Source organism: Sphingomonas sp. CFBP 13733, assembly GCF_014841795.1.
GTDB classification, from domain to species: domain Bacteria; phylum Pseudomonadota; class Alphaproteobacteria; order Sphingomonadales; family Sphingomonadaceae; genus Sphingomonas; species Sphingomonas aerolata.
In genome coordinates this window covers 787,248-811,301 of sequence record NZ_JACYUP010000001.1, presented here as the reverse complement: position 1 = coordinate 811,301, position 24,054 = coordinate 787,248, and the positions used below count along the sequence as shown (strand labels likewise).

The 24,054-nt window shown below is 68.5% G+C and carries 16 protein-coding genes and 1 tRNA gene; 4 read left to right on the top strand and 13 right to left on the bottom strand.

What is annotated here, in order from left to right; genetic code table 11:
• Positions 1-102: 102 nt before the first annotated feature.
• Together IFT71_RS03430 and galA are read left to right on the top strand one after the other, a co-directional pair.
• Entirely contained in the window at positions 103-840 is a 738-nt protein-coding gene (locus IFT71_RS03430) for a GntR family transcriptional regulator (protein WP_031396151.1), read from the top strand.
• Positions 841-862: 22 nt separating this feature from the next.
• Entirely contained in the window at positions 863-3,784 is a 2,922-nt protein-coding gene (galA, locus tag IFT71_RS03425) for a beta-galactosidase GalA (RefSeq protein WP_192139109.1), read from the top strand.
• A gap of 55 nt (positions 3,785-3,839) precedes the next feature.
• Here the strand turns inward: galA and nagE are convergent, their stop codons facing one another.
• The 6 genes from nagE to IFT71_RS03395 all read right to left on the bottom strand — a co-directional run bounded on the left by nagE (position 3,840) and on the right by IFT71_RS03395 (position 12,201).
• Positions 3,840-5,573, bottom strand: coding sequence for an N-acetylglucosamine-specific PTS transporter subunit IIBC (gene nagE, locus IFT71_RS03420; RefSeq protein ID WP_192139108.1), 1,734 nt, complete (start codon positions 5,571-5,573; stop codon positions 3,840-3,842).
• Positions 5,570-8,071, bottom strand: a complete 2,502-nt coding sequence (gene ptsP / locus IFT71_RS03415; protein WP_192139107.1) for a phosphoenolpyruvate--protein phosphotransferase — start codon at positions 8,069-8,071, stop codon at positions 5,570-5,572. Before ptsP ends, nagE begins: the two co-directional genes overlap by 4 nt.
• Positions 8,072-8,114: 43 nt before the next feature.
• Positions 8,115-9,257, bottom strand: a complete 1,143-nt coding sequence (nagA, locus tag IFT71_RS03410; protein ID WP_031439249.1) for an N-acetylglucosamine-6-phosphate deacetylase — start codon at positions 9,255-9,257, stop codon at positions 8,115-8,117.
• Entirely contained in the window at positions 9,254-10,324 is a 1,071-nt protein-coding gene (locus IFT71_RS03405; protein WP_192139106.1) for an SIS domain-containing protein, read from the bottom strand. Before IFT71_RS03405 ends, nagA begins: the two co-directional genes overlap by 4 nt.
• 85 nt (positions 10,325-10,409) lie before the next feature.
• Positions 10,410-11,177: a copper homeostasis protein CutC gene (locus IFT71_RS03400; protein ID WP_192139105.1), complete on the bottom strand. Its 768-nt coding sequence runs from the start codon at positions 11,175-11,177 to the stop codon at positions 10,410-10,412.
• Positions 11,178-11,181: 4 nt separating this feature from the next.
• Entirely contained in the window at positions 11,182-12,201 is a 1,020-nt protein-coding gene (locus tag IFT71_RS03395) for a N(4)-(beta-N-acetylglucosaminyl)-L-asparaginase (RefSeq protein ID WP_446740745.1), read from the bottom strand.
• A gap of 197 nt (positions 12,202-12,398) precedes the next feature.
• On the opposite strand from IFT71_RS03395, the gene IFT71_RS03390 reads away from it, so the two are divergent.
• Together IFT71_RS03390 and IFT71_RS03385 are read left to right on the top strand one after the other, a co-directional pair.
• A complete protein-coding gene (locus IFT71_RS03390; protein WP_192139103.1) occupies positions 12,399-15,467 on the top strand; it encodes a TonB-dependent receptor domain-containing protein in 3,069 nt (1,022 codons plus the stop codon).
• 154 nt (positions 15,468-15,621) lie between these two features.
• Positions 15,622-15,706: transfer RNA gene (locus IFT71_RS03385), tRNA-Leu, on the top strand.
• A 52-nt stretch (positions 15,707-15,758) separates the two neighbouring features.
• Here the strand turns inward: IFT71_RS03385 and IFT71_RS03380 are convergent.
• From IFT71_RS03380 to IFT71_RS03350, 7 genes are all read right to left on the bottom strand, one after another.
• On the bottom strand, positions 15,759-16,790 hold the full coding sequence (locus IFT71_RS03380) for a sulfate/molybdate ABC transporter ATP-binding protein (RefSeq protein WP_197975991.1): 1,032 nt from the start codon (positions 16,788-16,790) through the stop codon (positions 15,759-15,761).
• A complete protein-coding gene (gene cysW, locus IFT71_RS03375) occupies positions 16,787-17,626 on the bottom strand; it encodes a sulfate ABC transporter permease subunit CysW (RefSeq protein WP_192139101.1) in 840 nt (279 codons plus the stop codon). The genes IFT71_RS03380 and cysW overlap by 4 nt, the downstream gene beginning before the upstream one ends.
• Positions 17,623-18,489 carry a sulfate ABC transporter permease subunit CysT gene (gene cysT / locus IFT71_RS03370; RefSeq protein ID WP_342212580.1) on the bottom strand — a complete coding sequence of 289 codons (867 nt, stop codon included), beginning with the start codon at positions 18,487-18,489 and terminating at the stop codon, positions 17,623-17,625. Before cysT ends, cysW begins: the two co-directional genes overlap by 4 nt.
• Before the next feature lie 30 nt (positions 18,490-18,519).
• Positions 18,520-19,545, bottom strand: a complete 1,026-nt coding sequence (locus tag IFT71_RS03365) for a sulfate ABC transporter substrate-binding protein (RefSeq protein WP_192139099.1) — start codon at positions 19,543-19,545, stop codon at positions 18,520-18,522.
• Positions 19,546-19,641: 96 nt separating this feature from the next.
• Positions 19,642-20,703: a lipocalin-like domain-containing protein gene (locus IFT71_RS03360; protein ID WP_192139098.1), complete on the bottom strand. Its 1,062-nt coding sequence runs from the start codon at positions 20,701-20,703 to the stop codon at positions 19,642-19,644.
• Entirely contained in the window at positions 20,703-23,213 is a 2,511-nt protein-coding gene (locus IFT71_RS03355) for an FtsX-like permease family protein (RefSeq protein ID WP_192139097.1), read from the bottom strand. Before IFT71_RS03355 ends, IFT71_RS03360 begins: the two co-directional genes overlap by 1 nt.
• The gene (locus IFT71_RS03350) at positions 23,210-23,887 is read right to left on the bottom strand and encodes an ABC transporter ATP-binding protein (protein WP_192139096.1); all 678 of its coding nucleotides are present in this window, start codon (positions 23,885-23,887) and stop codon (positions 23,210-23,212) included. The genes IFT71_RS03355 and IFT71_RS03350 overlap by 4 nt, the downstream gene beginning before the upstream one ends.
• Positions 23,888-24,054: the final 167 nt, after the last annotated feature.

Sequence of the window (24,054 nt, the reverse complement as noted above, 5' to 3'; positions counted from 1 at the left end):
ATCCTTGGCGTCGGTCTGGTTGCCGCGCGGCTGTGCTTTGGCTATCCTCCCGCGCCAGGACAGGGTGTGGCGCGCTTCGGGCTGCCAGTCAAAGGGGGGTACATGGCGTTTTCCGATGATATCGGACGCTTTCGCAAGGGCAATCCGTCGCCGCTCTATCTTCAGTTGCAGGATCTGATCCGCAACGCGATCGGCGAGAAGCTGCTCGTCCAGGGCAATGCGATCCCGGCCGAACGCGATCTGGCGATCGAATATGACGTCTCGCGCATCACCGTGCGCAAGGCGATCGGCGGGCTCGTCGAGGAAGGGCTGCTGACCCGGCGTCGGGGTGCGGGCACGTTCGTCGCCGGTCGCGTCGAGAAGAGCTTCTCGAAACTGTCGTCGTTCAGCGAGGACATGGCGGCACGCGGCCGGACATCGAGCAGCACCTGGATCTCGCGATCGGCCGGCCAGGTGAACCCCGAAGAGGCGATGGCGCTCGGCCTCTCGCCGGGGGCGCCGGTGTTCCGCTTCAACCGCATCCGCTATGCCGACGAGGAGGCGATGGCGCTCGAATTCTCAACCATCGCGGGCTATTGCCTGACCTCGGTCGATGGCGTGACGGACTCGCTCTATGCCGCGCTCGAAGCGGCGGGGAGCCGACCGGTGCGAGCGCTGCAGCGGCTGCGGGCGGTGCCGTTCGGGGGCGAGCATGCGCGGATGCTGGGGGTCGATGCCGGTCATGCCGGGCTACTGATCGAACGCCGCGGCTTCCTGCGCGACGGACGCGCGGCCGAATTCACGCGATCCTATTACCGCGGCGACGCCTATGACTTCGTCGCCGAACTGGCCGACATCTGATCCGTCACACCGAAAGAATGCCATGAACCGACGCCAGCTCCTCATCGGCACGGCGGGCGCCGGTGTCGGCGTCGTCGTCCGCCCGACCGACGCCTTTGCCGCTGCCGGGGCTGGCCCAGGTCGGCAGGCGGGTGAGGCTGGCGCGTTGCCGATGCCCGCGCCGTCGCGGACCCTGCCGCCCGCGATGCATGTTCAGGACCCGTCCTGCACCCGGATCGAACGCGGCTGGGTGTTTCATGAAGGCGATGTCGCGACGCCCGCGCCCGAGGGGCATAATGCGACCTATCTGAGCGTGAAGGCGGGCAATGCGCTTGGCGCCGCGGCCATGGCGTTCGACGATTCGGACTGGGCGCCGGTCCGGTTGCCGCACGACTGGGCGTCCGCGCAGCCGTTCGAGCGCGATGCGAATATCTCGCAGGGCTATCGCCGGCGCGGGATCGGCTGGTACCGGCGAACGCTGCGGCTGGAGGCGGACGATCGCGGCAAGACGATCGCGCTGCGGTTCGACGGGATCGCGAGCAACGCGACGATCTGGGTCAATGGCAGCGTCGTCGCGCACAACTGGTCCGCCTATAACAGCGTCGAGATCGACCTGACCCCGTTCGCGCGGTTCGGCGACGACCTGAACATGATCGTCGTGCGGGTCGACGCCACCGCGATGGAGGGCTGGTGGTATGAAGGCGCCGGCCTGTACCGCCACGTCTGGCTGATCCGGCGCGCGCCGGTCGCGATCGTCACCGACGGCGTGCACTGCGATCCGCGACGCGACAGGACGGGGGGCTGGCATGTGCCGGTCGCGGTAACGATCGGCAGCATCGCCCGCGCTGCGACCGGCGTGACGATCGAGACGATCCTGCTCGACCCGGACGGCAAGCCGGTGTCGACGGCGCGCGCGGCGGCGACCGTCGTGCCGCTCGATCCGGTGGTGGTGACGCTGACGATGCCGGTGACGGCGCCCCGCTTGTGGTCGATCGAGACCCCGACGCTTTACACCGTTCTGACGCGCGTGATGCGCGACGGCAGCGTCATCGACGAGCGGCGGACACGCGTGGGGTTCCGGACGATCCGCTTCGATGCGGACCGGGGCTTCTTCCTGAACGCGCGGCCGGTGAAGCTGAAGGGCGTGTGTCTGCATCAGGATCATGCGGGCGTCGGCACCGCGATCCCCGACGCGCTGGTCCGCTGGCGGCTCGAACGGCTCAAGGCGATGGGGTGCAACGCGATCCGCTGTTCGCACAATGCCCCGGCGGCGGAACAGCTCGACCTGTGCGACGAGATGGGGTTCGTCGTGATGGACGAGAACCGCCAGTTCAATCCCGCGCCCGACTATATGGCGCAACTCGAATGGATGGTGCGGCGCGATCGCAACCATCCAAGCGTGATCCTGTGGTCGGTGTTCAATGAGGAGCCGATGCAGGGGACGGAGGCCGGCGTCGAGATGCTCCGGCGGATGGTCCATGCGACGCATGCGCTCGACGACAGCCGGCCGGTAACCGCGGCGATGAACGGCGCCTTCTTCGATCCCGTCAACGTCTCGAGCGAAATCGATGTGACGGGGTTCAATTACTATCAGGGCGATTATGATCGCTTCCACCAGCTCAACCCGACCAAGCCGATCACGAGTTCGGAGGATACGAGCGCCTATGAGACGCGTGGGGCCTTTGCCAGCGATCCGGCGCGGCATGTCCAGTCGTCCTATGACGTCGAGGCGGCGAGCTGGGGGGATACGCATCGCGGCACCTGGAAGAAGATCGCTGAGCGGCCGTTCGTCGCGGGCGGCTTCGTGTGGACGGGGTTCGACTATCATGGCGAGCCGACCCCGCATGAATGGCCGACGATCTCGAGCTTTTTCGGGATTCTCGATCTGTGCGGTTTTCCCAAGACCGCGTTCGACATCCACCGCGCGCACTGGGTCGATGCCGCGCCGGTGGTGAGCATCACCCCGCACTGGACCTGGCCCGGGCGGGACGGACAGCCGGTCACGCTGCTGGTGATGAGCAATGCCGAACGCGTCGAGGTCCGGCTGAACGGCCGGGTCGTCGGCGAGGCGGCGGTCGATCGGATCATGGGGAATGAATTCGTCGTGCCCTATGCCCCCGGGCGGATCGAGGTGATCGCGCGGCGCGGTGGTTCGCCGGTGGCGCGCGCGGCGCACGAGACCGCCGGGCCGCCGGTCGCGCTACGGCTGACGCCGGCGCGGACGGTGATGTCGGGTGATGGCGAGGATGTGCAGCCGGTGACGATCGATGCGGTCGATGCGGCAGGACGCCACGTGCCGACCGCCAACCTGCCGACGCGGTTCGCGGTCGAGGGGGCGGCTATCATCGGGATCGGGAATGGCGATCCGAACAGCCATGAGAGCGAGAAGGGCAATGCCCGGTCGCTGTTCAACGGCCTCGCGCAGGTCATCGTCCAGGCGGGCGAGGGGCGGGGGCGGATCGTGATGACCGCGACCGCGCCGGGCCTGAAGCCGGCGCAGCTGACGATCGATCGCGCGGGTCTCGCACCGCCTGCGCAGGTCGCCGTGACGCCCGCGACGATGGCGATCCGCGAGTGGCGGCGTTCGCCGGCCATGGCGACGCGACCCGATCCGGCGCTGGCACCGGTCGATGGCGACAATAACAGCTGGGCGTTCGTGCGCAGCGGGACGCCGGTCGACCCGGATCGCGCTGGCCGCTGGCGCATTTACCGCACGACCGTCACGCCGTGGCGGCGGGTTGCGCAGGAGGGGGGCGTGATCCGCTTTGTGGCAATCGCCGGGCGTGCTGAGCTATGGGTCGACGGCACGCGGGTCGCTGTCAAGGACGCCGCATCGGTCGGACCGTTCGAGGCGGCGGTGCCGCCGGGCGGCGGCGTGCGGACGATCGCGGTGCTGGTCGAGGCGGCGCCGGGCGGCGCGTCCGGGCTCGTCGGCGGCGTGACGCTGGAGCCGCGCGCACGATAACAAGGACCGTGCCGCCCGTCCCCCGGCCGATGCCGTAGGACGGGCGGAGTGGGCCTCAGGCTGTCGTGCGGATCAGCGTCGCGAGCGTCGCGTCGGTCCCGAGCAGGTGCAACTGACCGGCAGCGGGGCGTGCGGTGGCGCGGAGCCCGAGACGTGCGAGGCGCGGTTCGTCGATCGCGGCAGCGTCGGCCAGTTCGACCCGCACCCGACCGGGGTGGCGGCTCGCGGTGACGACATTGCCCTCGCCCCCGAGTGCGGCAAAGGCCGCGTCCGACAGCCGCACCGCGGTGGTGTCTGGCACGGGTGCGGCAGTCGCAGCGGGCGCAGCGCTGGCGATCACCGCCGGACCGCCCAAGGCCAGCGCATCGCGGATCTCGACCGCGACCACATCCGCGATCGGGCCGAGCACGACCTGCAGCGCGGCGTTCGATGGGCGCAGGATACCGCGCGCGCCGAGCGCCTTGAGAGCCGCGTCGTCGACCGCGGACTGATCGACGACGATCAGACGCAGTCGCGTCGTGCAGGCGCTGACGGTGGTCAGGTTCGCACCGCCGCCAAGCGCCTGTGCGAATGCCGCGCCACGACCGCCCGCTACCGGTGCGGCAGCCGCGACGCTCGCCTCTGCTTCCCGGCCCGGGGTGGCGAGGTCGAACTTGCGGATGAAGAAGCGGAACAGCCCGTAATAGAGCGCGAAATAGACCGCACCGACGGGCAGCAGCAGCAGCGGCCGCGTCGCCTTGCCATAGTTGAGGACATAATCGAGCAGCCCCGCGGAGAAGCCGAAGCCGAGCTTCACGCCCAGCGCGTCCATCAACGCCATCGACAGCCCGGTCAGCACCGCATGGACCGCATAGAGAAGCGGTGCGAGGAACATGAAGCTGAACTCGATCGGCTCGGTCACGCCGGTCAGTGCGGAGGTCAGCGCGAGGCTGAACAACATGCCGCCGACCGCCTTGCGGCGCTCGGGTAGTGCTGCGTGATACATGGCGAGACAGGCGGCGGGGAGGCCGAACATCATGACCGGGAAGAACCCCGCCATGAACGCGCCGGCATCCGGATCGCCCGCGAAGAAGCGCCGCAGATCGCCGGTCGTGCCGTGATAATCGCCCGCGACGAACCAGACGATGTTATTGACCAGATGATGCAGGCCGGTGACGAGCAGCAGCCGGTTGAACAGGCCGAACAGGAACAGGCCGATCGCACCGCTGCCGCTGACCGCCAGGCTGAGCTGATCGACGCCCGCGTTCAGGATACCGAAGCCCGCGCCGAAGATCACCGCGAAAACCAGCCCGGCAACGCCGCTGACGATCGGAACGAACCGACGCCCGCCGAAAAAGGCGAGATATTCCGGCAATTTGATCGCCGAGAACCGGTTGTAGAGCAGCCCGCCGGCAAGCCCGGACAGGATCCCGATCGGCACGTCGAGCCGCGCGATCGCCTTGGCCTTCCAGGCTGCGGCGACAATCTCGAGCGTCGGGGTCGCTATCCCCGCGACGACGTCGGCGGGGACGGATAGGAACACCTTGCCCGCTTCGGTCGCGACCAGGAAGCACACGACACCCGCAAGACAGGCCGCCCCATTGCCGTCACGCGCGAAGCCGGTCGCAACACCGATCGCGAACAACAGCCCGAGATGCGAGAAGATCGCGTCCCCGGCTGCGCTCAGGAACGCGATGTCGAGCAGATCGGGCTGGCCGAGCCGCAGCAACAGGCCGGCGATCGGCAGCACCGCGATCGGCAGCATGAGCGCGCGGCCGAGCGGCTGCAGGGCTTCGAGTATCGACTTCATGCGGCAAACTCCCGGGCGAGCGTTCGGACTTGGGCGGCGGAGGTGCAGGCGAGACACGCGGTCGCGTGCGCGCGGCAGGCCTCCATGCCGAGCGTGTCGACCAGCGCCTTGATCTCCGGAATGATCGCTGGCGCGCAGGAGAGTTCGGTGACGCCGAGGCCGATCAGGATCGGCACGGCAAGCGGTTCGGAGGCCAGCCCCCCGCAGACGCCGGTCCAGCGTCCATGGACCGCGCCACCCTTGCAGGTCTGCGCAATGAGGCGAAGGACGGCGGGGTGAAGCCCGTCGATACCCGGCGCGACCGCCGGATTTCCGCGGTCCATCGCCAGCGTATATTGGGTCAGATCATTGGTGCCGACCGACAGGAAGTCGGCTTCGCTGGCGATCAGGTCCGCGGTCACCGCCGCGGCGGGAGTCTCGATCATGACGCCGACCGGGACGCGATCGGGCAGGTCGAGCTCGGCGGCGATCCGGTCGACAGCCGCGCGGACCGCGCGCAGCTCGTCGAGGCTGGCGATCATCGGCACCATGATCCGGCACTGACCGGTGGGACGGACCGACAGGATCGCGCGAACCTGATCCTCGAGCATCTGCGGATAGGCGAGCCCGACGCGGATGCCGCGCAGGCCCAGCGCGGGATTCTCCTCGGCATCCATCGGCAGATAGGGCGCGGGCTTGTCGCCGCCGATATCGAGCAGCCGGACGATCAACGGGCGACCGTCGAGCGCGTCGGCGATCGCCTGATAGTCGGCGGTCTGTTCGGCGACGCTTGGTGAGGATTCGCGTTCGAGGAACAGGAATTCGGTGCGGAGGAGGCCGGAGCCCTCCGCCCCGTTGTCGCGCGCGAGACGGGCATCGCCGATCGATCCGAGATTGGCAAAGGCCTCGATCCGCGTCCCGTCGGCCATGCGGCAGAGCTCGCCGGCGCGCGCGAGCATGTCGGCGCGGCGCATCTCGGCCTGGGCGAGGCGGACCTGCGCGGCGACGAGCGTGTCCGCGTCGGGATCGACGCGCATGAGCCCTTCGCTCGCCTCGAGGATGACGGGCGTGCCGTCTGCCAGCGGGGTAAGCGCGGGGCCGACCGCGACCAGAGCGGGCAGGCCGATCGTCGCGGCGAGGATGGCGACATGCGACGTCGGCCCACCGCGCGCGACGCACAGGCCGATGACCGTCGCGCGGTCGAGCGCGAGAATGTCGGATGGCAGCAGGTCGTCGGCGAGCAGGATCGTCTCAGGCGGAAAGACCGGGACGGTCGTCTCGACGCCTTCGAGGACCGCCAGCAGCTGGCGTTCGAGGTCGAGCATATCGTCCGCGCGCTCGGCAAGCCGTGCATCGGTGCCGGCCCGCAACGCGTCGGCAAGCGGCCGGATCGTGGCGCGCCAGGCGTGGCCCGCGCTCCTGCCTGCGGCGATCTGCGCCTGCGTCCCGTCGCGGAGCACGGGATCGTCGAGCATCGCCGCATGCGCCTCGACGATCGCCTTCTGCGCGCCCGCGCTATGGCGGGTCTGCTCGGCAAGCCGCGCGGCGAGCGTCGTGATGGCGCTAGCGAACCGCTCATTCTCGACGGCGATGCCCTGGCCCTGTTCGGGGACCGCGATCTCGGCATGGCGGAACCAGCGCGCCTTGCCGACCGCGAGGCCCGGCGCGGCGGTCACGCCGAGCAGTGCGCCGTCGATCGCCGCACGCGCCGGGCTGGCTGCTGCCGGGGCCGGGGCGGGTGCGGGAGTGGTCTCGTCCATGCCGCTGAGGATCAGCGCCGCGATCGCGTTGAGCGCGTCGGCGGCGTCGGGGCCCCTCGCACCCAGCGTGATCGGGTCATTGTACCGCACGCCGAGCGCGAGCAGCCCGATCGGGCTGAGGATGCTGGACGTGTTCGCGTCGCGCGTGACCGTGACGTCGGCGGTATAGCGTTTCGCGAGCGCCCCGAGCCGCGCGGCGGGGCGCGCGTGGATCCCGTGCGCAAGTGGCACGGTGATCGTCCGCGTCAGGATGTCGCCCGCGTCCGCGCCACCTGCGACTGCGTCGGGCCGGATGTCGGCAATCGGTTCGATCGTCATCAGCAGGTCGCCGAGCGCGACCTGCCGGTCTGTCGTGCACTGCGTGATGGCGAACCGGTCGGGGTTTACGACGATGATCGGCGTGACGACGGCGCGTGCCTCGCGGACGAGCAGGTCGAGATCGAAGCGGATCAGCGGCGCGCCCGTGACGACCCTGTCGCCGACCGCGACGCAGGGCGAGAAACCGCGACCGCCCAGCGCGACGGTATCAAGCCCGATATGGATCAGGATCTCCGCGCCTTCCGCGGTACGCAGCGTGATCGCATGGCCGCTGTCGAGCAGCGTCAGCACGGTCGCGTCACAGGGCGCGTAGAGCCCGTCGCCGGTCGGATCGATCGCGACGCCGTCCCCCAGCATGCGGTCGGCGAAGACCGCGTCGGGGACCTGATCGATGGGCAGCGCCCAACCCTGCATCGGCGCGCTCAGGAGGATGGGAGCCATGGGATCGTCCTTGGTGCCGTAAGGGGGGTAAAGTGGGGCGCGGTCAGGCGGACGGAACGCCGCCGAACCAGGTGCCCAGGGGGTGGAGATCGTGCGTCAGCCGCACCCAGTCGGCACGCTGCCCGGGCGCAAGCGCCCCGCGCGTGTCCGACAGGCCGAGAAACGCAGCCGGATAGGTCGATGCCATCGCGGCGGCGACTTCGGGCGCAAGGTCGAGCCGCGCGACCGCATTGCGAACAGCACCGGTCATGTCGAGATCCGATCCCGCCAGCGTGCCGTCCGCGCCGACGCAGCGGCCATCCTCGACATGGATCGGCCGCCCCTGGATCGTGAAGGACTTGTCCGCCGCGCCGACACAGGGCATCGCGTCCGAGACGAGCATGAACCGGTCATGCGGGCGGCTTCGCAATGCGATCCGCAACGCGGCGTCATCGACGTGAAAGCCGTCGACGATGATCCCGCAATAGACCGACTGGTCGTCGAGCGCTGCGCCGACCACGCCGGGCGCGCGGTGGATCAGCGGCGACATCGCATTGAACAGATGGGTGACGCCGGTGATGCCCGCAGCGATGCCCGCGGCGGCGGTTGCATAGCTCGCATCGCTGTGACCGATGCTGACCAGCACCCCGGCGGCGGTGAGCGCGGCGACCTGATCGGCGGTGACGCGTTCGGGCGCGAGCGTCAGCATGACGCGGCCGCGGCGGGGACGCGTCATCAATTCCATCAGATCGTCGTCGAGATCCTGGAAGCGCGACGCATCATGGATGCCCTTGCGGGCCGCACTGATGACCGGGCCCTCGACATGAATGCCGACCACGCCCGGCACGCCGGCGTCGATCGCGGCGTCGACCGCATCGAGCGCACGCGCGATCACGTCGGGCGTGTCGCTGATCAGCGTGACCATGAAGGCAGTCGTGCCGTAGCGGGCATGCGCCGCACCGATGGCGGCGATCCCCTCGACCGTGGTGGCATCGTTGAACAGCACGCCGCCGCCGCCATTGACCTGCGTGTCGACGAAGCCGGGCATGATCCAGCCCCCGTCGAGGTCGATCGTCTCCACGGCCGTGCCCGTAGCGGGCGCTGCGTCGAGGCTGACGATCCGGCCGTCTTCGACGACCATCGTCGCGTCGGTGAGGACAGCGGCCGGCGTGACGATATGGCCGTTGGAAAACCGGAAAGTCGTCATAGCGTGCGCGTGACCTTGGCAAGATGCGAGGGCGCATCGGGATCGAACCCGCGCGCCACGGAAAGGGCGTTGACGAGCTTGTAGAAGCTCTGGATCATCAGGACCGGCTCGATCGCCGGATGCGCGGTGAGCGCGGGCAGCGTCGCGTCGCCCCCCTGCGCGTCGCGTGCGGCATCGGCCAGCAGGACGCAGGCGCCGCGCCCTGCAAATTCGGCCGCGGCATCGCGCACGCCGTCGCCGGCCGCGTCGGAGGTCGCCAGCGCGAGCAGCGGAAAACCGTCCTCGACGAGCTGCATCGGGCCGTGGCGCACCTCGGCCGAGCTGAAGCTTTCGGCGTGAAGCGCGCAGGTTTCCTTCATCTTCAGCGCCGCCTCGTTGGCGATGCCGAAGCCCGGTCCGCGCGCGATGACGAAGAGGTTGGTGGCGGTGCGCAGCGGCGCGATCGCGCTGGACCAGTCGAGCGCCCAGGCGCGCTCCAGGTCGGCGGGAAGTGCCGCCACCGCGTCGCGCAACGCATCGTCGTCGGCCCATTCCGCGGTGAGTGCCGCCAGCGCCGCTAGCGCGCAGATATAGGATTTGGTCGCGGCGACCGAGCGCTCGGGACCGGCCTTGAGCGCGATCAGCGTGTCGGCGGCAGCGGCGAGCGGTGACGTCTCGTCATTGACCAGCGCGACGACATGCGCGCCGCCTGCCTTCATCGAGGCGACCGTCGCGAGCAGATCGGGGCTGCGGCCGCTTTGCGAGATGGCGATGCAAAGCGTCGTCTGCGCGGAAAGCTCTGCGTCATACAGCGACACGACCGAGGGGGCGGCGGCCGCGACCGGGATGCCGGTCTTCGTCCAGATCAGGTATTTGCCGTAAACCGCGGCATGATCGGACGATCCGCGCGCGCAGGTCACGACCACCGCGGGCGGTGCGGCCCGCAGCTTTGCGCCGAGCGTCGCGAAGGCTTCGGCGTTGGCCGCGAGCAGCCGAGCGACCGCGGCGCCCGATTCCGCCGCTTCGCTGAACATCAGCGTGGCTTCCGGGTCGCGTGCCGCCAAGGGGGCGGGGGGGGCGTTGGTCATGACAGCTCGCTCTCAGGATCTTGCACGGTGACCGTATGGCGGCCTTCGTCGTTGGATTACGCCAAGCGTAAGTTATAGATTGGTCTTATTCAAGCGTGTGTTTCTGCGTAAGCATATGCGACAGCTGGCGGATACGATCCGTACTAGTCGCGGTCCGGTTCGGCGCAGCGAAACCGAATCGCACGTCCACCGGGTCGGCACCGCCGGCGATCGGCTGACGGCACGACGCGTGGACTTCGGTGATGCCGGTGCGCAGCAGTGCAGGCAGCGATTGCGGGGAGACGCCGCTGCCCGCGAGGATGATGATGCGTCCGGCGGCTTGGCGATGCAGGTCGGCCACTGCCTCGACCCCGTCGATTGCCTTGGGCGTCCCACCCGAGGTGAGGACCCGGTCGAAGCCGAGTTCGATCGCGGTGTCGAGGGCGGCGCCAAGATCGGAACACACGTCGAAGGCGCGGTGCAGCGTCAGCGAAAGCGGTCTGCCACGCTCGCTGCCAAGCGTCCGTGCGTGCGCGATCAGCATGGCCAAAGTGGGCGCATCGAGCCGGTGGTCGGCCAGGGTTGCGCCGATCACGATGCCCGCGAGGCCGGCGTGCGCAGCGGTGACGATATCGTCGGCGATCAACGCGATCTCACGCGGGGTGTAGGCGAAGCCGCCCTCACGCGGGCGTACGAGCAGGTGCGCGGGGAGGGGGCCCTGCGCCGCCGCGCGGATCAGCGACGCAGGCGGCGTCAAGCCACCGACTGCGAGCGCGGCGCACAGCTCGATCCGGTCGGCGCCGCCTTCCACCGCGGCATCGATGCCATCGAGATCCTCGACACAGACTTCGAGCGTCATGGCGTCGCGCATCATGCGGTCAGCTCGCGAACAAGCTGCGCGCCTTCAGCACCGTGGTGCTGCCGCGCGCGTCGGTGACGGCGTAGGTGAAGCCCGGCAGCAGGCAGAAGGCCCCGACCGCGCCCTTTGTATCGAGCGCGAGGAAGCCGACCTGCACGCCGCGGATCGCGTCGCCGCGCAGCCGCGCGATATGGCGGACCACCTCTTCGCAGGCCTGTTGCGGTGACGCGCCCGCGCGCATCGATGCGACGACGCGCGCCGACCCTGCGACACGCGTGACCTCCTCGCCCAGCCCGGTCGAGGTCGCGCCGCCGACCCCGGCCTCGACATAGAGTCCCGATCCGACCTGTGGCGAATCACCGACCCGGCCGCGCATCTTGAAGGCCATGCCCGATGTGGTGCAGGCGCCGGCCATCCGCCCCGTCGGATCGCGCATCAGCAGCCCGATCGTGTCATGGTCGAGCGCGCCACCGGGCGTCCGCGTGATGCGGTTCTCGCTATTGGCCTCGGGGCGATAATCCGCGGTCTTCAGCCAGTCGCGCCACGCCTTTTCCGCCTCGGGCGTCAGCAGCGACTGTTGCTTAAAGCCCTGGTCACGCGCGAACCGCGTCGCGCCTTCGCCGACGAGCATGGTGTGCGGCGTCCGCTCCATCACCCGCCGCGCGACGGAGATCGCGTGCATCGTGTTCTCGAGCGCTGCGACTGCGCCGACGCCGCCCGCATCATCCATGATGACCGCATCGAGCGTGACATGGCCGTCGCGGTCGGGATAGCCCGAATAGCCGACGCTGTGATTGTCCGGATCGGCTTCGGGGACCATCGCGCCGGCCTCGACCGAGTCGATCAGCGATCCGCCGGCGCGTTTGCGGGCAAAGGCCGCGGCATTGGCTGCAGCACCGAAATCCCAGGTCGACACGATCAGCGCGGGCGTTGCGCCGCCGGTTGCGGCGCGCGCGCGGGCGATCGGCGCAACAAAGGGCAGAGTCGCTCCAATACCACTAAACGCGGTCAGCAACGATCGTCTCGTCTTCATCAGCAGCCCCCTGTTGTCACCCTGGCGCCCAGTCGTATCGCAAGTCACGGCAGTCGACCAGTCGTATGGCCATTTTACAACATCCGGTCCGAAACGTTACACAGTGGTCTTACTAAGGTATTGACTGAGACCCGATTATGACCAAAACCTTACGAAGGAGACGGGGGCAGGCGACAACGCTGGCCCAAACAAGGGTTTTTAGTATGAACGTGCGTAATTCGGCGTCTTATATGGCGCTTGCGGGGGCACTGATGGTGTCCGCGACCCCGGCGATTGGACAGGTCACGCCGGCACAGGCCGAGGCTACTACGCCCGCGGAGGCCAAGGTCGAGGCGGATGCGGCGACCGCGACCAGCGCCGTCGACGCGCCGCCCGCCGAAGACCGCGCTGGCGGGGGCGACATCGTCGTGACCGGATCGCGCATCCAGCGTCCGAACATGACCTCCGCCGCACCGATCACCTCGGTCACCTCGCAGGACATCCGCGCCCAGGCTGCGGTCAATGTCGAGGACGTGCTCAACCGCCTCCCGCAGGTCGCGCCCGACAGCCAGCAGACCTATAATGATTCGGACGGCCGGCAGCGGATCAAGCTGCGCAGCCTCGGGTTCGAGCGGACGCTCGTGCTGATCGACGGCAAGCGCCTCGGCACGCAGAACGGGCAGGACGTGGGCATCATCCCGCCGTCGCTGCTCGAGCGCGTCGACGTCCTGACCGGTGGTGCGTCGTCGGTCTACGGGTCCGATGCGGTCGCCGGCGTCGTCAACTTCGTCCTGAAGAAGGATTTCGAAGGGATCCAGCTCGACGGAAACTATAATTTCTACAACCACAACAACAAGGACACGGTCGTCTCGTCGCTGGCACGCGCAGCCGGCTTCAACAGCCCGCGCGGCCTGACCAACGATGGCGGCCGCGCCGACGTCACGCTGACCGCGGGCAAAAAGTTCTTCGACGGTGCGCTGCGGATCAACGGCTTCGTCAACTACAAGCATACCGACGAGGTCCTGCTGTCCGAGCGGTCTAACTCGGGCTGCTACCTTACGCAGACGAGCCTCAACGCGCCGATCTCGTGCGGCCTGACGCCGAGCAGCTCGACCAGCGGCCTGATTTCGCCGCTGGACAGCAAGGGCGTTGCGACGGGGCAGTATGTCAACAACCCCAATGGCACGCGCACCTTCGTGCCGTTCGGCACCGGCGCGGGCAATGCGTCGAACTATTTCAGCAACTATGCCTATCAGCGCCCGTCCGAGCGCGTGAATGCGGGTGGCTTCGTCAGCCTCGACGTCGCGCCGGACGCCGAAGTCTATGCATCGGGCATCTGGTTCCGCGACAAGTCGTACAACAACTACCCGGCGATCGCGGGCGGCAACGTCCAGGTGAACTGCAACAATCCGTTCCTGTCGGCTTCGCAGGCCAGCACGATCTGCGGTGCGGCAGCGGGTACCGCGGCGTTTGCGCCGATCGACATCCGCTATCGCCTCGGCGAGGGCAACGACCAGCCGGACAGCTATCTGAACACCGGTCTGCGCCTGACCGGCGGTCTGCGCGGCAAGGCCGGCGATGCATGGACCTATGACATCGGCGGCGTCTATGCGCGCAACAAGCAGGACTACACGCCGAGCTTCGTCAACGCGGCCAATCTGCGGAATTCGCTGAACGTGGGCGGGACGCTCGCGGCACCGACCTGCGCAGGGACCACGGACGCCGCCTGCGTGCCGTTCGACGCGTTCAGCGCGGGCAACACCAATCCTGCGCTGATCGACTATCTCTACGACCGCGGCACGTCGACCACGATCGGTACGCTGTATGACGTGCAGGCGAACATCACCGGCGATCTCGGCAAGTACGGCGTCACCTCGCCGTTCGCCGAGCAGGGCGTCGCAATCGCGCTCGGCACGGAATATCGCAAGGATACGCTGAAATCGACCGCCGACAGCGTCTACCGCGCCGGGCTTGGTGGCAATGACACCTATCTGAAGCAGGACGTCTGGGAGGCCAATATCGAGGTCCAGGCGCCGCTGATCGAGCACAAGCCGTTCGCGGAACTGCTGCAGGCCAATGGTGGCTATCGCGTTTCGAAGTACAGCAGCAATTCGAGCAGCTTCAACACGTGGAAGATCGAGGGCATCTATGCCCCGGTCAGCGACCTGACGTTCCGCGCCTCGTTCAACAAGGCGCAGCGCGCGCCGACCGTGACCGAGATCCGCCAGGCGACCAATGTCGATTTCGCCCGTGGCGGATCGGGTACGTTCAACGACTTCTGCGCACCGACCGTGACGACCAACGCCGCTGGCGGCGTGACCTATGGCACGCCCGTCGCCTCGCGTGAGGTCTGCCGCGCGACCGGCCTGTCCGACGCCCTGTACGGCAGCCCGACGCTGATCTGTCCGGGGGATGCATCGACGGGGGCGACCGGGTGTACGGTTCGCTCGGGCGGTTTCGAAGCCGATCCCGAAACGGCCTATACCCAGACCTATGGCCTGATCGTGAAGCCGCGCTTCGTTCCCGGACTGGTCTTCTCGGTCGATCGCTACAAGATCAAGATCGACGACTCGCTCGGCTATAACGACTTCAGCTATTACACCGATGGCTGTCAGCGTTCGAACGGCGACGCGTTCTTCTGTCAGGGCATTGTCCGCAATCCCGGCACTGGCACGCTCTACTCGGACGCGGCGAGCAACCCAACGACCGGCTTCATCCGCCAGGGTACGACCAACTTCTACAAGTCGATCGCCCGCGGCTATGACTTCCAGGCGCAGTACACGCTCGATCTCGCCAGCGTCGGCAAGATCGACTGGAACTTCAACGGCTCGCTGACGACTTTTGCTGGTGGTCAGGACTCGCCGGTCCAGCCGACCCGCAACTGCGCAGGCTATTACGGCAATGGCTGCGGTCAGCTGATCCCGAAATGGTCGCACGGCCTGCGCGCGACCTATACGACGGTCGACAAGGGGTTCAGTGCGTCGTTCAACTGGCGCTATGTCGGTTCGCTGACGAATGCGGACAATTCGGGTGATCCGGCGATCGGCGGCACGCCCGAGCGCGAGCGGACCAGCTATTTCCGCGTCTCGCCGAAGAGCTATTTCGATCTCGCGCTCAACTTTGCGATCGACAAGGCGTTCTCGCTGCGCCTGATCGCGAACAACCTGCTCGACAAGAGCGCGCCGATCGTGCCCGATTCCTACAATGTCGCGCTGGCACGGACCAACACGATCCCGCAGCGCTACGACTCGCTTGGTCGCAATCTGGCGGTTGGTGCTACCGTCCGGTTCTGATCCCGTACCCCCACCTCAAGGCCCGCCGGAAACGGCGGGCCTTTTTTTATGCGCGCGTTCGGGGATGGAGAGGCGGGTTCGTGCTTGCGGGCGTGGATCGCATGGTCTAGCGAAACCGCCGCTGCCCGGGGCTTGAAGCCTGCAGGGCGGTCGTGCGGGTGTGGTGGAATTGGTAGACGCGCTGGACTCAAAATCCTGTTCCGAAAGGAGTGCCGGTTCGACCCCGGCCACCCGCACCACCTTTACTGTTAAGAGCCCGGGCGACCGAAACCAGTCGGCCCGGCTCCTTGGCTATGCAGCCGGAAAAATCTGAACATCGTCGAAGCGAAGCCCCGCACGAGCGCCACGCTCGGGCAAGGGACCGCTCGTGTCGATCTCGACGGCGATGTCGTCGACACGCGCCTCGACGCGCCACGTACCGCCCCGCTTGTGCACGGCGCCGACGACGATCGGCAGCGCACCGGGAGTGTCATCCCCCAATAGCGCCTCGTGCGGGCGGAAATGCAGTTCGGCCGGTCCGTCGGCCAGCGCCTTCGGTGAAACGTCGAGCGCCTGTCCGTGATGCAGGACGCGGCCATCGGCGACCGTCACCGGGATGCGGTTGGTCTCCCCGACGAATTCGGAGACGAACGGCGTGGCGGGCATGTCATAGACCTCGCGCGGGGTCCCGATCTGTTCGATGACACCGCGGTTCATGATGACGACGCGGTCGGCAAGCTCGAGCGCCTCCTCCTGATCATGCGTGACGAACACCGAGGTCAGGCCAAGCCGGTCGTGGAGCTCGCGCAGCCACCGGCGCAGGTCCTTGCGGACCTTGGCATCGAGCGCGCCAAAGGGTTCGTCAAGCAGCAGCAGGCGGGGCTCGACCGCGAGCGCCCGGGCCAGCGCGACACGCTGGCGCTGACCGCCCGAGAGCTGTGCCGGATAGCGATGACCCAGATCGGGCAGCTGGATCAGGTCGAGCAGCTCGGCGACGCGCGCACGGATGTCTGCCTTGGCCGGACGATCGCGGCGGGCACGCACGGTCAGGCCGAACGCGATGTTGTCGGCGACGGTCATGTGACGGAACAGCGCATAGTTCTGGAACACGAAGCCGATCTGGCGTTCGGCAGCGGGCGTCCCGGTCATGTCGGCACCGTCGAACAGGACATGGCCGCTATCGGGGAAGTCGAGCCCCGCGATCATGCGGAGCAGCGTCGTCTTGCCCGAGCCTGACGGTCCCAGCAGCGCGAGGAACTCGCCCGGACGCGCTTCGAGGCTGACGTCGTTCAGCGCGGCGAACTGGCCGAACCGTTTGGATACGGCGTCGATGACGATACTCAATGCGCACTCCTTGCCTGATGATAGCCGAACCGCCATTCGAGCAGGCTCTTCAACACGAGCGTGACGAGCGCGAGCGACGCGAGCAGCGATGCCACCGCAAACGCGCCGACGAAGTCATATTCATTGTACAGGATCTCGACGTGGAGCGGCATGGTGTTGGTCAGGCCGCGGATATGGCCCGACACCACCGACACCGCGCCAAATTCGCCCATCGCGCGCGCGTTGCAGAGCAGCACGCCGTAGAGCAGGCCCCAGCGGATATTGGGCAGGGTGACATGCCAGAAGGTCTGCCACCCCGACGCGCCGAGCGACACCGCGGCCTCCTCGTCGTCGCGACCCTGTTCCGCCATCAGCGGGATGATCTCGCGCGCGACGAACGGGAAGGTGACGAACACGGTGGCGAGGACGATGCCCGGCACCGCGAAGATGATCTTCCAGTTGTGCGCGATCAGCCACGGCCCGAACCAGCCCTGTGCGCCGAACATCAGCACGAAAATGAGGCCGGCGACGACGGGCGACACCGAGAAGGGCAGGTCGATGAGCGAGATCAGCAGGCTTTTCCCACGGAAGTCGAACTTGGTAATCGCCCAGGACGCGACGACGCCGAACACGCAGTTGAGCGGCACCGAGATCGCCGCGACCAGCAGGGTGAGCCGGATCGCCGCACGCGCATCGGGCTGGCCGATCGCGTCGACGAACATCGGCCAGCCCTTAGCAAAGGCCTGGACGAACACGACGACGAGCGGCAGCGCGAGGAACAGCGCGAGGAAGAGGAGACCGACGCCGATCAGGATACGCCGGGCGACGGGGCTTTCGCTGGACGCGGCGCGGGTCATTTCGCGCTCCGCTTCGCACGCCACGCCTGGAGCAGATTGACCAGCAGCAGCATCGAGAAGGAGGCGACCAGCATGACGCACGCGATCGCGGTCGCGCCAGGATAGTCGAACTGTTCGAGCTGCGTGACGACCAGCAACGGCGCGATCTCCGACTTGTACGGCATGTTGCCCGCGATGAAGATGACCGAGCCATATTCCCCGACGCCGCGCGCGAAGGCGAGCGCGAAGCCGGTCAGCAGCGCGGGTGCGATGGCGGGCAGGATCACCCGGCTGAACGTCTGCCACCGGGTTGCCCCGAGTGTCGCTGCGGCTTCCTCGACATCGGCGCCGAGATCGGCGAGCACGGGCTGGACCGAGCGCACGATGAACGGCAGGCCGATGAAGATGAGCGCGACGACGACGCCGAGCGGGGTGTAGGCGACGCGGATGCCGAGCGGTGCCATCAGCGACCCAATCCAGCCGTTTTCGGCATAGAGCGACACCAGCGCGATGCCCGCGACCGCGGTTGGCAGCGCAAAGGGCAGGTCGACCGCGGCGTCGACGAACTTCTTGCCCGGAAACTCATAGCGCGCGAGGATCCAGGCGATCAGCAGGCCGAACACCGCGTTGACCGACGCGGCGAGCAGCGCGGTACCGAAGCTGAGCTTGTAGGCTGACAGCGCGCGCGCCGAGAGACCGACCGCGACGAACCCGTCCCAGCCAAGCCCCGCCGCGCGCAGGAAGATCGTCGACAGCGGGATGAGCACGATCAGGCATAGCCAGACGATCGTCAGCCCCATCGTCAGCCCGAACCCGGGAATGACCGACCGTCGCGCGCGGCGAGCGCGGCCGGGCCTGGCGCCGAGGCGCGCGACGTCAGCCACTGGTGGGGATCCGGACGATCGCATTCCCGATCAGCGCTTCGGACCCGAATAGATCCGGTCGAACACGCCGCCGTCTGCAAAGAAGCGGGCCTGCGCGACCTTCCATCCGCCGAAATCGCGGATGGTGCGCATCTCGATCTTCGGGAACAGCGTCACATAGCGCGCCAGCACCGCAGGATCGCGGGGGCGATAATAGTTCTTGGCGACGATATCCTGGCCCTCGGGCGTGTAGAGGAACCGGAGATAGGCCTCAGCGACCTTCTCGGTACCGTGCGCCTTGGCATTGGCATCGACGACCGCGACCGACGGTTCGGCGAGCACCGAGATCGACGGCACGACGATGTCGAACTTGCCGGTGCCGAGTTCCTTTTCGGACAGGAACGCCTCGTTCTCCCAGGCGATCAGCACGTCGCCGAGTCCGCGCTCGACGAAGGTGGTGGTGGCGCCGCGTGCGCCCGAATCGAGGACCGGGACATGGCCGTAGAGCTGCGAGACATAGGCCTGCGCGGCGGCGTCGGATCCGCCCCCGGCCTTTTTCCCATAGGCCCAGGCCGCGAGGAAATTCCAGCGTGCGCCGCCGCTGGTCTTGGGGTTGGGCGTGATCACCTGGACGCCGGGTTTGACCAGATCGCTCCAGTCGCGAATCTGCTTGGGATTGCCCTTGCGGACCAGGAACACGATCGTCGACGTATAGGGCGCGCTGTTGTCGGGCAGGCGCGTTTCCCAATTGGCGGGCAGCAGCTTCGCACGCTCGGCAATCGCATCGACGTCATAGGCGAGCGCCAGCGTGACGACGTCGGCGCCCAGGCCGTCGATCACCGCGCGCGACTGCTTGCCCGATCCGCCATGGCTCATGTTGAACCGCACCGTCTGGCCGGTGTCCTGCTTCCACTTGGCGGCGAACGCGGTGTTCACCGCCTTGTAAAGTTCGCGGGTCGGATCGTAGCTGACGTTGAGCAACTCGACCGATCCGTCCTTGCCCGTGCTCGAGGGCGACGAGCAGCCCGCGACGATCGCAGCAAGCGCCAGGCCGATATGCGTGCGGTTCAGTCTCATCCAGTCCCTCCGGTTCGCGTAATCCCTATCGCGTCGGTAGTGGTGGGGAATAGCCGCAAAGCTTGGCCATGCCAAAGCCTGGGTATCCGGCAGGCGTCACATCTGCAGCGGATCGGCATAGCCGGTGAGCTCGAGATAGCCGCTGCCGCCCGCCGTGCGGACCGCACCTTCCCAATAGACCGGCATGCCGCTGCGCCGCGCGTCGAGCTCCTGATCGGCGAACAACGGATCGAGGCGGAAGCGGCGGACCCCTTCGGGGAGGCGGACGGTGAGGCGTTGCGTCACGGGGTAGAGCGCCCCCGTGCGCGGCGAGCGCCACTGGCGGAGCGGATCGAACCGGACGTCGGCGGGCGCGAACCGGACGACGCGCCCATCCGCGCGGCGCAGCGATCCACCCGCCCAGAGCGGCTTGCCGTCGCGGCCACGTATGCGGAACGCCATCAGCGCCCCCCCATCGTCGAGATTGAGCCCGGTCCAGTCCCAGCCGACCGCGCCGCCGCCGAGATAGTCGGAGGACCATTCCCGGTCGAGCCACGCCTGTCCGGTGACGCGTTGCGGTGTGCCGTTCCGCACCAGCTGCCCCGCCACCGCGAGATGCGGGATCGAGTAGTAATAGCTCGCCTGTTCGGGCTTCGGGCCCTTCTGGCTGTAACCGGTTTTCCCCTGGAGCAGGGGCGGCTGGCGCGGTGTCAGCGTCAGCGTCAGCGTGAAGTCGCCCGTGGTGACGCTGGTCGTGAACCGGCCGTCGGGTCGCCTGCGGATATGCCAGTCCTTGAGCGTGACGTCGGTATCGCCGATGCGCGCCTGGGCCAGACCGAACCCCGCCCGTGCCGCCCGCTCCCCGTGCAGCAGATGGCCGAGCTTCGGGTCGGAGAGCGCTGCGTGCGCGAACAGGATCTGCTTGGGGGCAAAGCGGCTGGGGTTCGCCGCGTCGGTGCCCGGGGTGGTCCGGAAGAAGGTGATCTGGAAGCCGAGATTGCGACCCTCCTGCGTCTTCAGCAGACCGGTGACATACCACCATTCGGTGCGGAATGCCGGGTGTGCGCCGTGTTCGCGCGGAAAGGTGAAGGAGGCGCCGGGACGGACTACGGGATAGCCGGTCGCGGCCGGCGTCGCGGCGGTCAGCGCCAGCGCTGCGAGCGTAAACACGGGGCGCATCACCAGTCCTCCCTGACCATGCGGACCGCATCGGCGGCGATCGCGCGCCGGCCGGCAAGCACCGCGGTACCCGCCGCCGCAACGATCAGCGCAAGTGCTACTCCGCCGACGCTACCCCAGGGTATGCGCGTCGCCATGGTCCAGTTGAACGACTGCGGATTGATCACATGGACAAGCACCTGCGCCATCACCCCACCAAGCGTGATCCCGGCGATGCCACCGACGAGCCCGAGCAACGCCCCCTCGGTCGCCAGCATCGCGACGATCTGCCGCTTTGCGACGCCGATATGGCGGAGCATGCCGAATTCACGCGTGCGGGCGATCGTCTGCGCGGACATGGTCGCGGCGACGCCGGCCAGCCCGACAAGGATCGCGACCCCCTCGAGCAGATAGGTGACGGCGAAACTGCGATCGAAGAGTTCGAGGGCATAGCGGCGCAGGGTGGCCGGGCGCGCGATCGAGACGAGGCCGGCGAGCGCCGGGGGCGCCGCCGCGGTCAGCGCGCGCTCGACGGTGCGGGGATCCGCGCCGCGGGCCAGCGTGATCGCCGCCTCGGTCCGCGTGCGGTCGCCGGTGGCGCGCGTATAGTCGGTGTCGCGGACGATGATCGCGCCCTGCTGGCGGGCATAGTCGCGCCAGATCCCTGCGACGACGTACCGGCCCGCGATCGGCAACGTGACGCTGTCGCCGACCGACCAGCCATAGAGCCGCGCGGCGGGTTCCGAAATCCAGATCGGCGCGGTGTCGGCGGGGCGGGCGCGTCCGCTTTCGAGGAGTACGAGGCTCGGGTCGGGGCCATCGGTCTCAACCGGACGTGCGATCAGCGAGACGGGTGGCCGGTCCGGCGCGAGCGTCAGCGGGATCTGCCGGCTATAGGCGATCGCTGCGATGCCGGGTACTGTGCGCAACCGAGCCTGCGCCGTGGGATCGAGCCCGGTGCCACCCTCGACCCGAAGGTAGAGATCGTCCGAGAGGACCTGACCCAGCCATTCGTCCACCGCGCCGCGAAAGCTGGTGACCATCACCGCCATCGCGATCATCAGCGCGGTGCTCGCGACGATCCCGCACAGCGCGGTGGCGGCCTGGGCGGGGGCACCGTGGAGGTGGCGGATCGCGAGGTCGACGGGGACGGACCGCCCGGCACCGCGGCTGAGCGGCGCGAGCAGCGTGCGCGCGAGCCAGGGCATGCCGGCGATGCCGCCTGCGAGTATCAGCGCCATGCTCGCAAACCCGAACAGGGGCAGGCCGCCGATCGCCGGGAGCAGCGCCGCGCCACCGCCGAGCAGCATCAGGATGGCGGCGGGGCGGACGGGCATGGGAGTCCGGGGGTCGATGACGTCGCCGGCGTTGCGCAGCGCCGCGGCGGGGGCGGCACGCGCCGCGATCCGCGCCGGCAGGACGCTGCCCGCGACCGCTGCCAGCAGGCCGAGCGCGAAGAAGCCGACCGCGGCGGCGGGCGCGAAGGCCAGCCGGACGCGGCCATCGGCGAAATAGCCTGCGCCGAGGTCCGCGCCGAACCGGGCGAGCGCGGCATAGGCCAGCGCATAGCCGAGCAGCAGCCCGAGCGCGGCGCCGATCACGCCGATCGCCAGCCCCTCCAGCGCGACGGTCGCGACGATCCCGTTGCGCGGCAGGCCGAGCGTGCGGACGAGTGCAAAGGCCCGCAACCGGCGTGCCACTGACAGGGACTGCGCGGAAAAGACGAGGAACCCGCCGGTCAGCAATGCGACCAGCGCGAGCATGTCGAGATTGACGCGGTACGCGCGTGACAGGGCGTCGCTGCGGGTCGCATCACTGGCGTCGCTGCCGATCGTCGCGTCGCGCGGAAGGATGGTGGCGAGGCGTGGATGGGCGGCGCCGTCCTGCTGCTTCACGTCGATCCGGTCGAGGCGGCCGAGCCGGTCGAAGCGCCACTGCGCCGCGGCGATGTCGATCACGCCGATCGCCTCGCCCTCGGCTACGCCCGGCAACCGGCCGGCGACGCGCATCGTTGCGGTTCGCCCGTTCGCGGTGACGACGAGCATCGCGCCGGGACGGGCATTCACGTTGCGCATCGCCGCGGCTGACAGATAGAGCGCGGCGTCGTCGAACGCCGCGTCGCCCCGCCGGTCGATGCCGGCGGGGGCGACGCCGACCAGCGACGGCGTGACCTGTGCCGCGCGGATCACGTCGAGACCGAGCAGGGTGACGGGCCGCCTCCCGATCGTCGCGCGCAGGATGACGACCGGGCTCGCGTCCGCGACGCCGGCCGCGGTCGCGACCCTCGGATAGAGCGCCTCGTCGAAGCCGAGCGGGCTGGTCGCGTTGACCTGAAGATCCGCGCTGCCCTTGACGGTGCGCAATGCGCCTTCGAACGACGACAGCGCCGATCCGTTGACGAGGTGGACCGCGAAGCCGAGCGCGACACCGATGGCGATCGCGATCGCGGTCAGGGCAAGCCGCGCGGGATGGGCGCGCCACTCGCCACCGATCATCCAGCCCAGCGCGAGCCGCGCCGACAGGATGCTCATCGCGCGCGTTCCAGCCCGCTTGCGGTCAGCGTCAGGACGTCGTCGGCGATCGCGGCGGCCGCCGCCGAATGGGTGACGATGATCGCGGCGACGCCCTGTTCGCGGACCGCGTCGGAAAACAGCGTCAGGATCTTCGCGGCGGTGTCGGGGTCGAGATTGCCGGTCGGTTCGTCCGCGAGGATCAGCGCGGGACGATGGACGAGCGCGCGCGCGATCGCGACGCGCTGCAATTCGCCGCCCGAGAGGTCGCGGGCATAGCCGTCGCCGCGGGTGCCGAGCCCGACCCGCGCGAGCATCGCCTGCGCCTGGTCCGCGATCGCGCGGCGGTCGTTAGACACCAGCGCGAGCGGGAGCGCGACGTTCTGGCGAAGGGTCAGATAGGGCAGGATATGAAAGGCCTGGAACACGAACCCGATCCGCGTCGCGCGCAGCCGGGTCAGCGCGGCCTCGTCGAGTGTGTCGAGGATCGTGTCCTCGATCGCGACATGCCCCGCATCGGGCGCGTCGAGCCCGGCGAGGATATTGAGCAGCGTCGATTTGCCGACGCCGCTTTCGCCGACGATCGCGATAAGCTGGCCGGCACGCGCGGTCAGGTCGAGCCCGCCGAAGAGTTGGCGGCCGCCTGGGACCGACTTTTCGAGCGCGGTGACGCGGAGCAGGGCGCGGTCTTGCATGGGGGGCTCATGCCACGGCGCGCAGCCGGGGGACAGCGCGGCGGTGTTGCCCTGGGTTGTCTTGGGGGCGGGTTTTTGTGGGGGTGTGGCTGCGAAGGGGTGAGCTTTGGGTTGGCCGATGCCGCGTGCTCCCGCGGCGCCCTCAATAGCGCCTCCCCGGCGGAGGC

Coding starts and splice junctions, on each gene's coding strand:
- IFT71_RS03405 (WP_192139106.1), bottom strand. CDS start 10,324: ATGACCAACGCCCCCCCCGCCCCCTTGGCGGCACGCGACCCGGAAGCC.
- IFT71_RS03400 (WP_192139105.1), bottom strand. CDS start 11,177: ATGATGCGCGACGCCATGACGCTCGAAGTCTGTGTCGAGGATCTCGAT.
- nagE (WP_192139108.1), bottom strand. CDS start 5,573: ATGAAGTCGATACTCGAAGCCCTGCAGCCGCTCGGCCGCGCGCTCATG.
- IFT71_RS03365 (WP_192139099.1), bottom strand. CDS start 19,545: ATGAGACTGAACCGCACGCATATCGGCCTGGCGCTTGCTGCGATCGTC.
- ptsP (WP_192139107.1), bottom strand. CDS start 8,071: ATGGCTCCCATCCTCCTGAGCGCGCCGATGCAGGGTTGGGCGCTGCCC.
- IFT71_RS03350 (WP_192139096.1), bottom strand. CDS start 23,887: ATGCAAGACCGCGCCCTGCTCCGCGTCACCGCGCTCGAAAAGTCGGTC.
- IFT71_RS03430 (WP_031396151.1), top strand. CDS start 103: ATGGCGTTTTCCGATGATATCGGACGCTTTCGCAAGGGCAATCCGTCG.
- IFT71_RS03355 (WP_192139097.1), bottom strand. CDS start 23,213: ATGAGCATCCTGTCGGCGCGGCTCGCGCTGGGCTGGATGATCGGTGGC.
- IFT71_RS03390 (WP_192139103.1), top strand. CDS start 12,399: ATGAACGTGCGTAATTCGGCGTCTTATATGGCGCTTGCGGGGGCACTG.
- cysW (WP_192139101.1), bottom strand. CDS start 17,626: ATGACCCGCGCCGCGTCCAGCGAAAGCCCCGTCGCCCGGCGTATCCTG.
- galA (WP_192139109.1), top strand. CDS start 863: ATGAACCGACGCCAGCTCCTCATCGGCACGGCGGGCGCCGGTGTCGGC.
- IFT71_RS03360 (WP_192139098.1), bottom strand. CDS start 20,703: ATGCGCCCCGTGTTTACGCTCGCAGCGCTGGCGCTGACCGCCGCGACG.
- nagA (WP_031439249.1), bottom strand. CDS start 9,257: ATGACGACTTTCCGGTTTTCCAACGGCCATATCGTCACGCCGGCCGCT.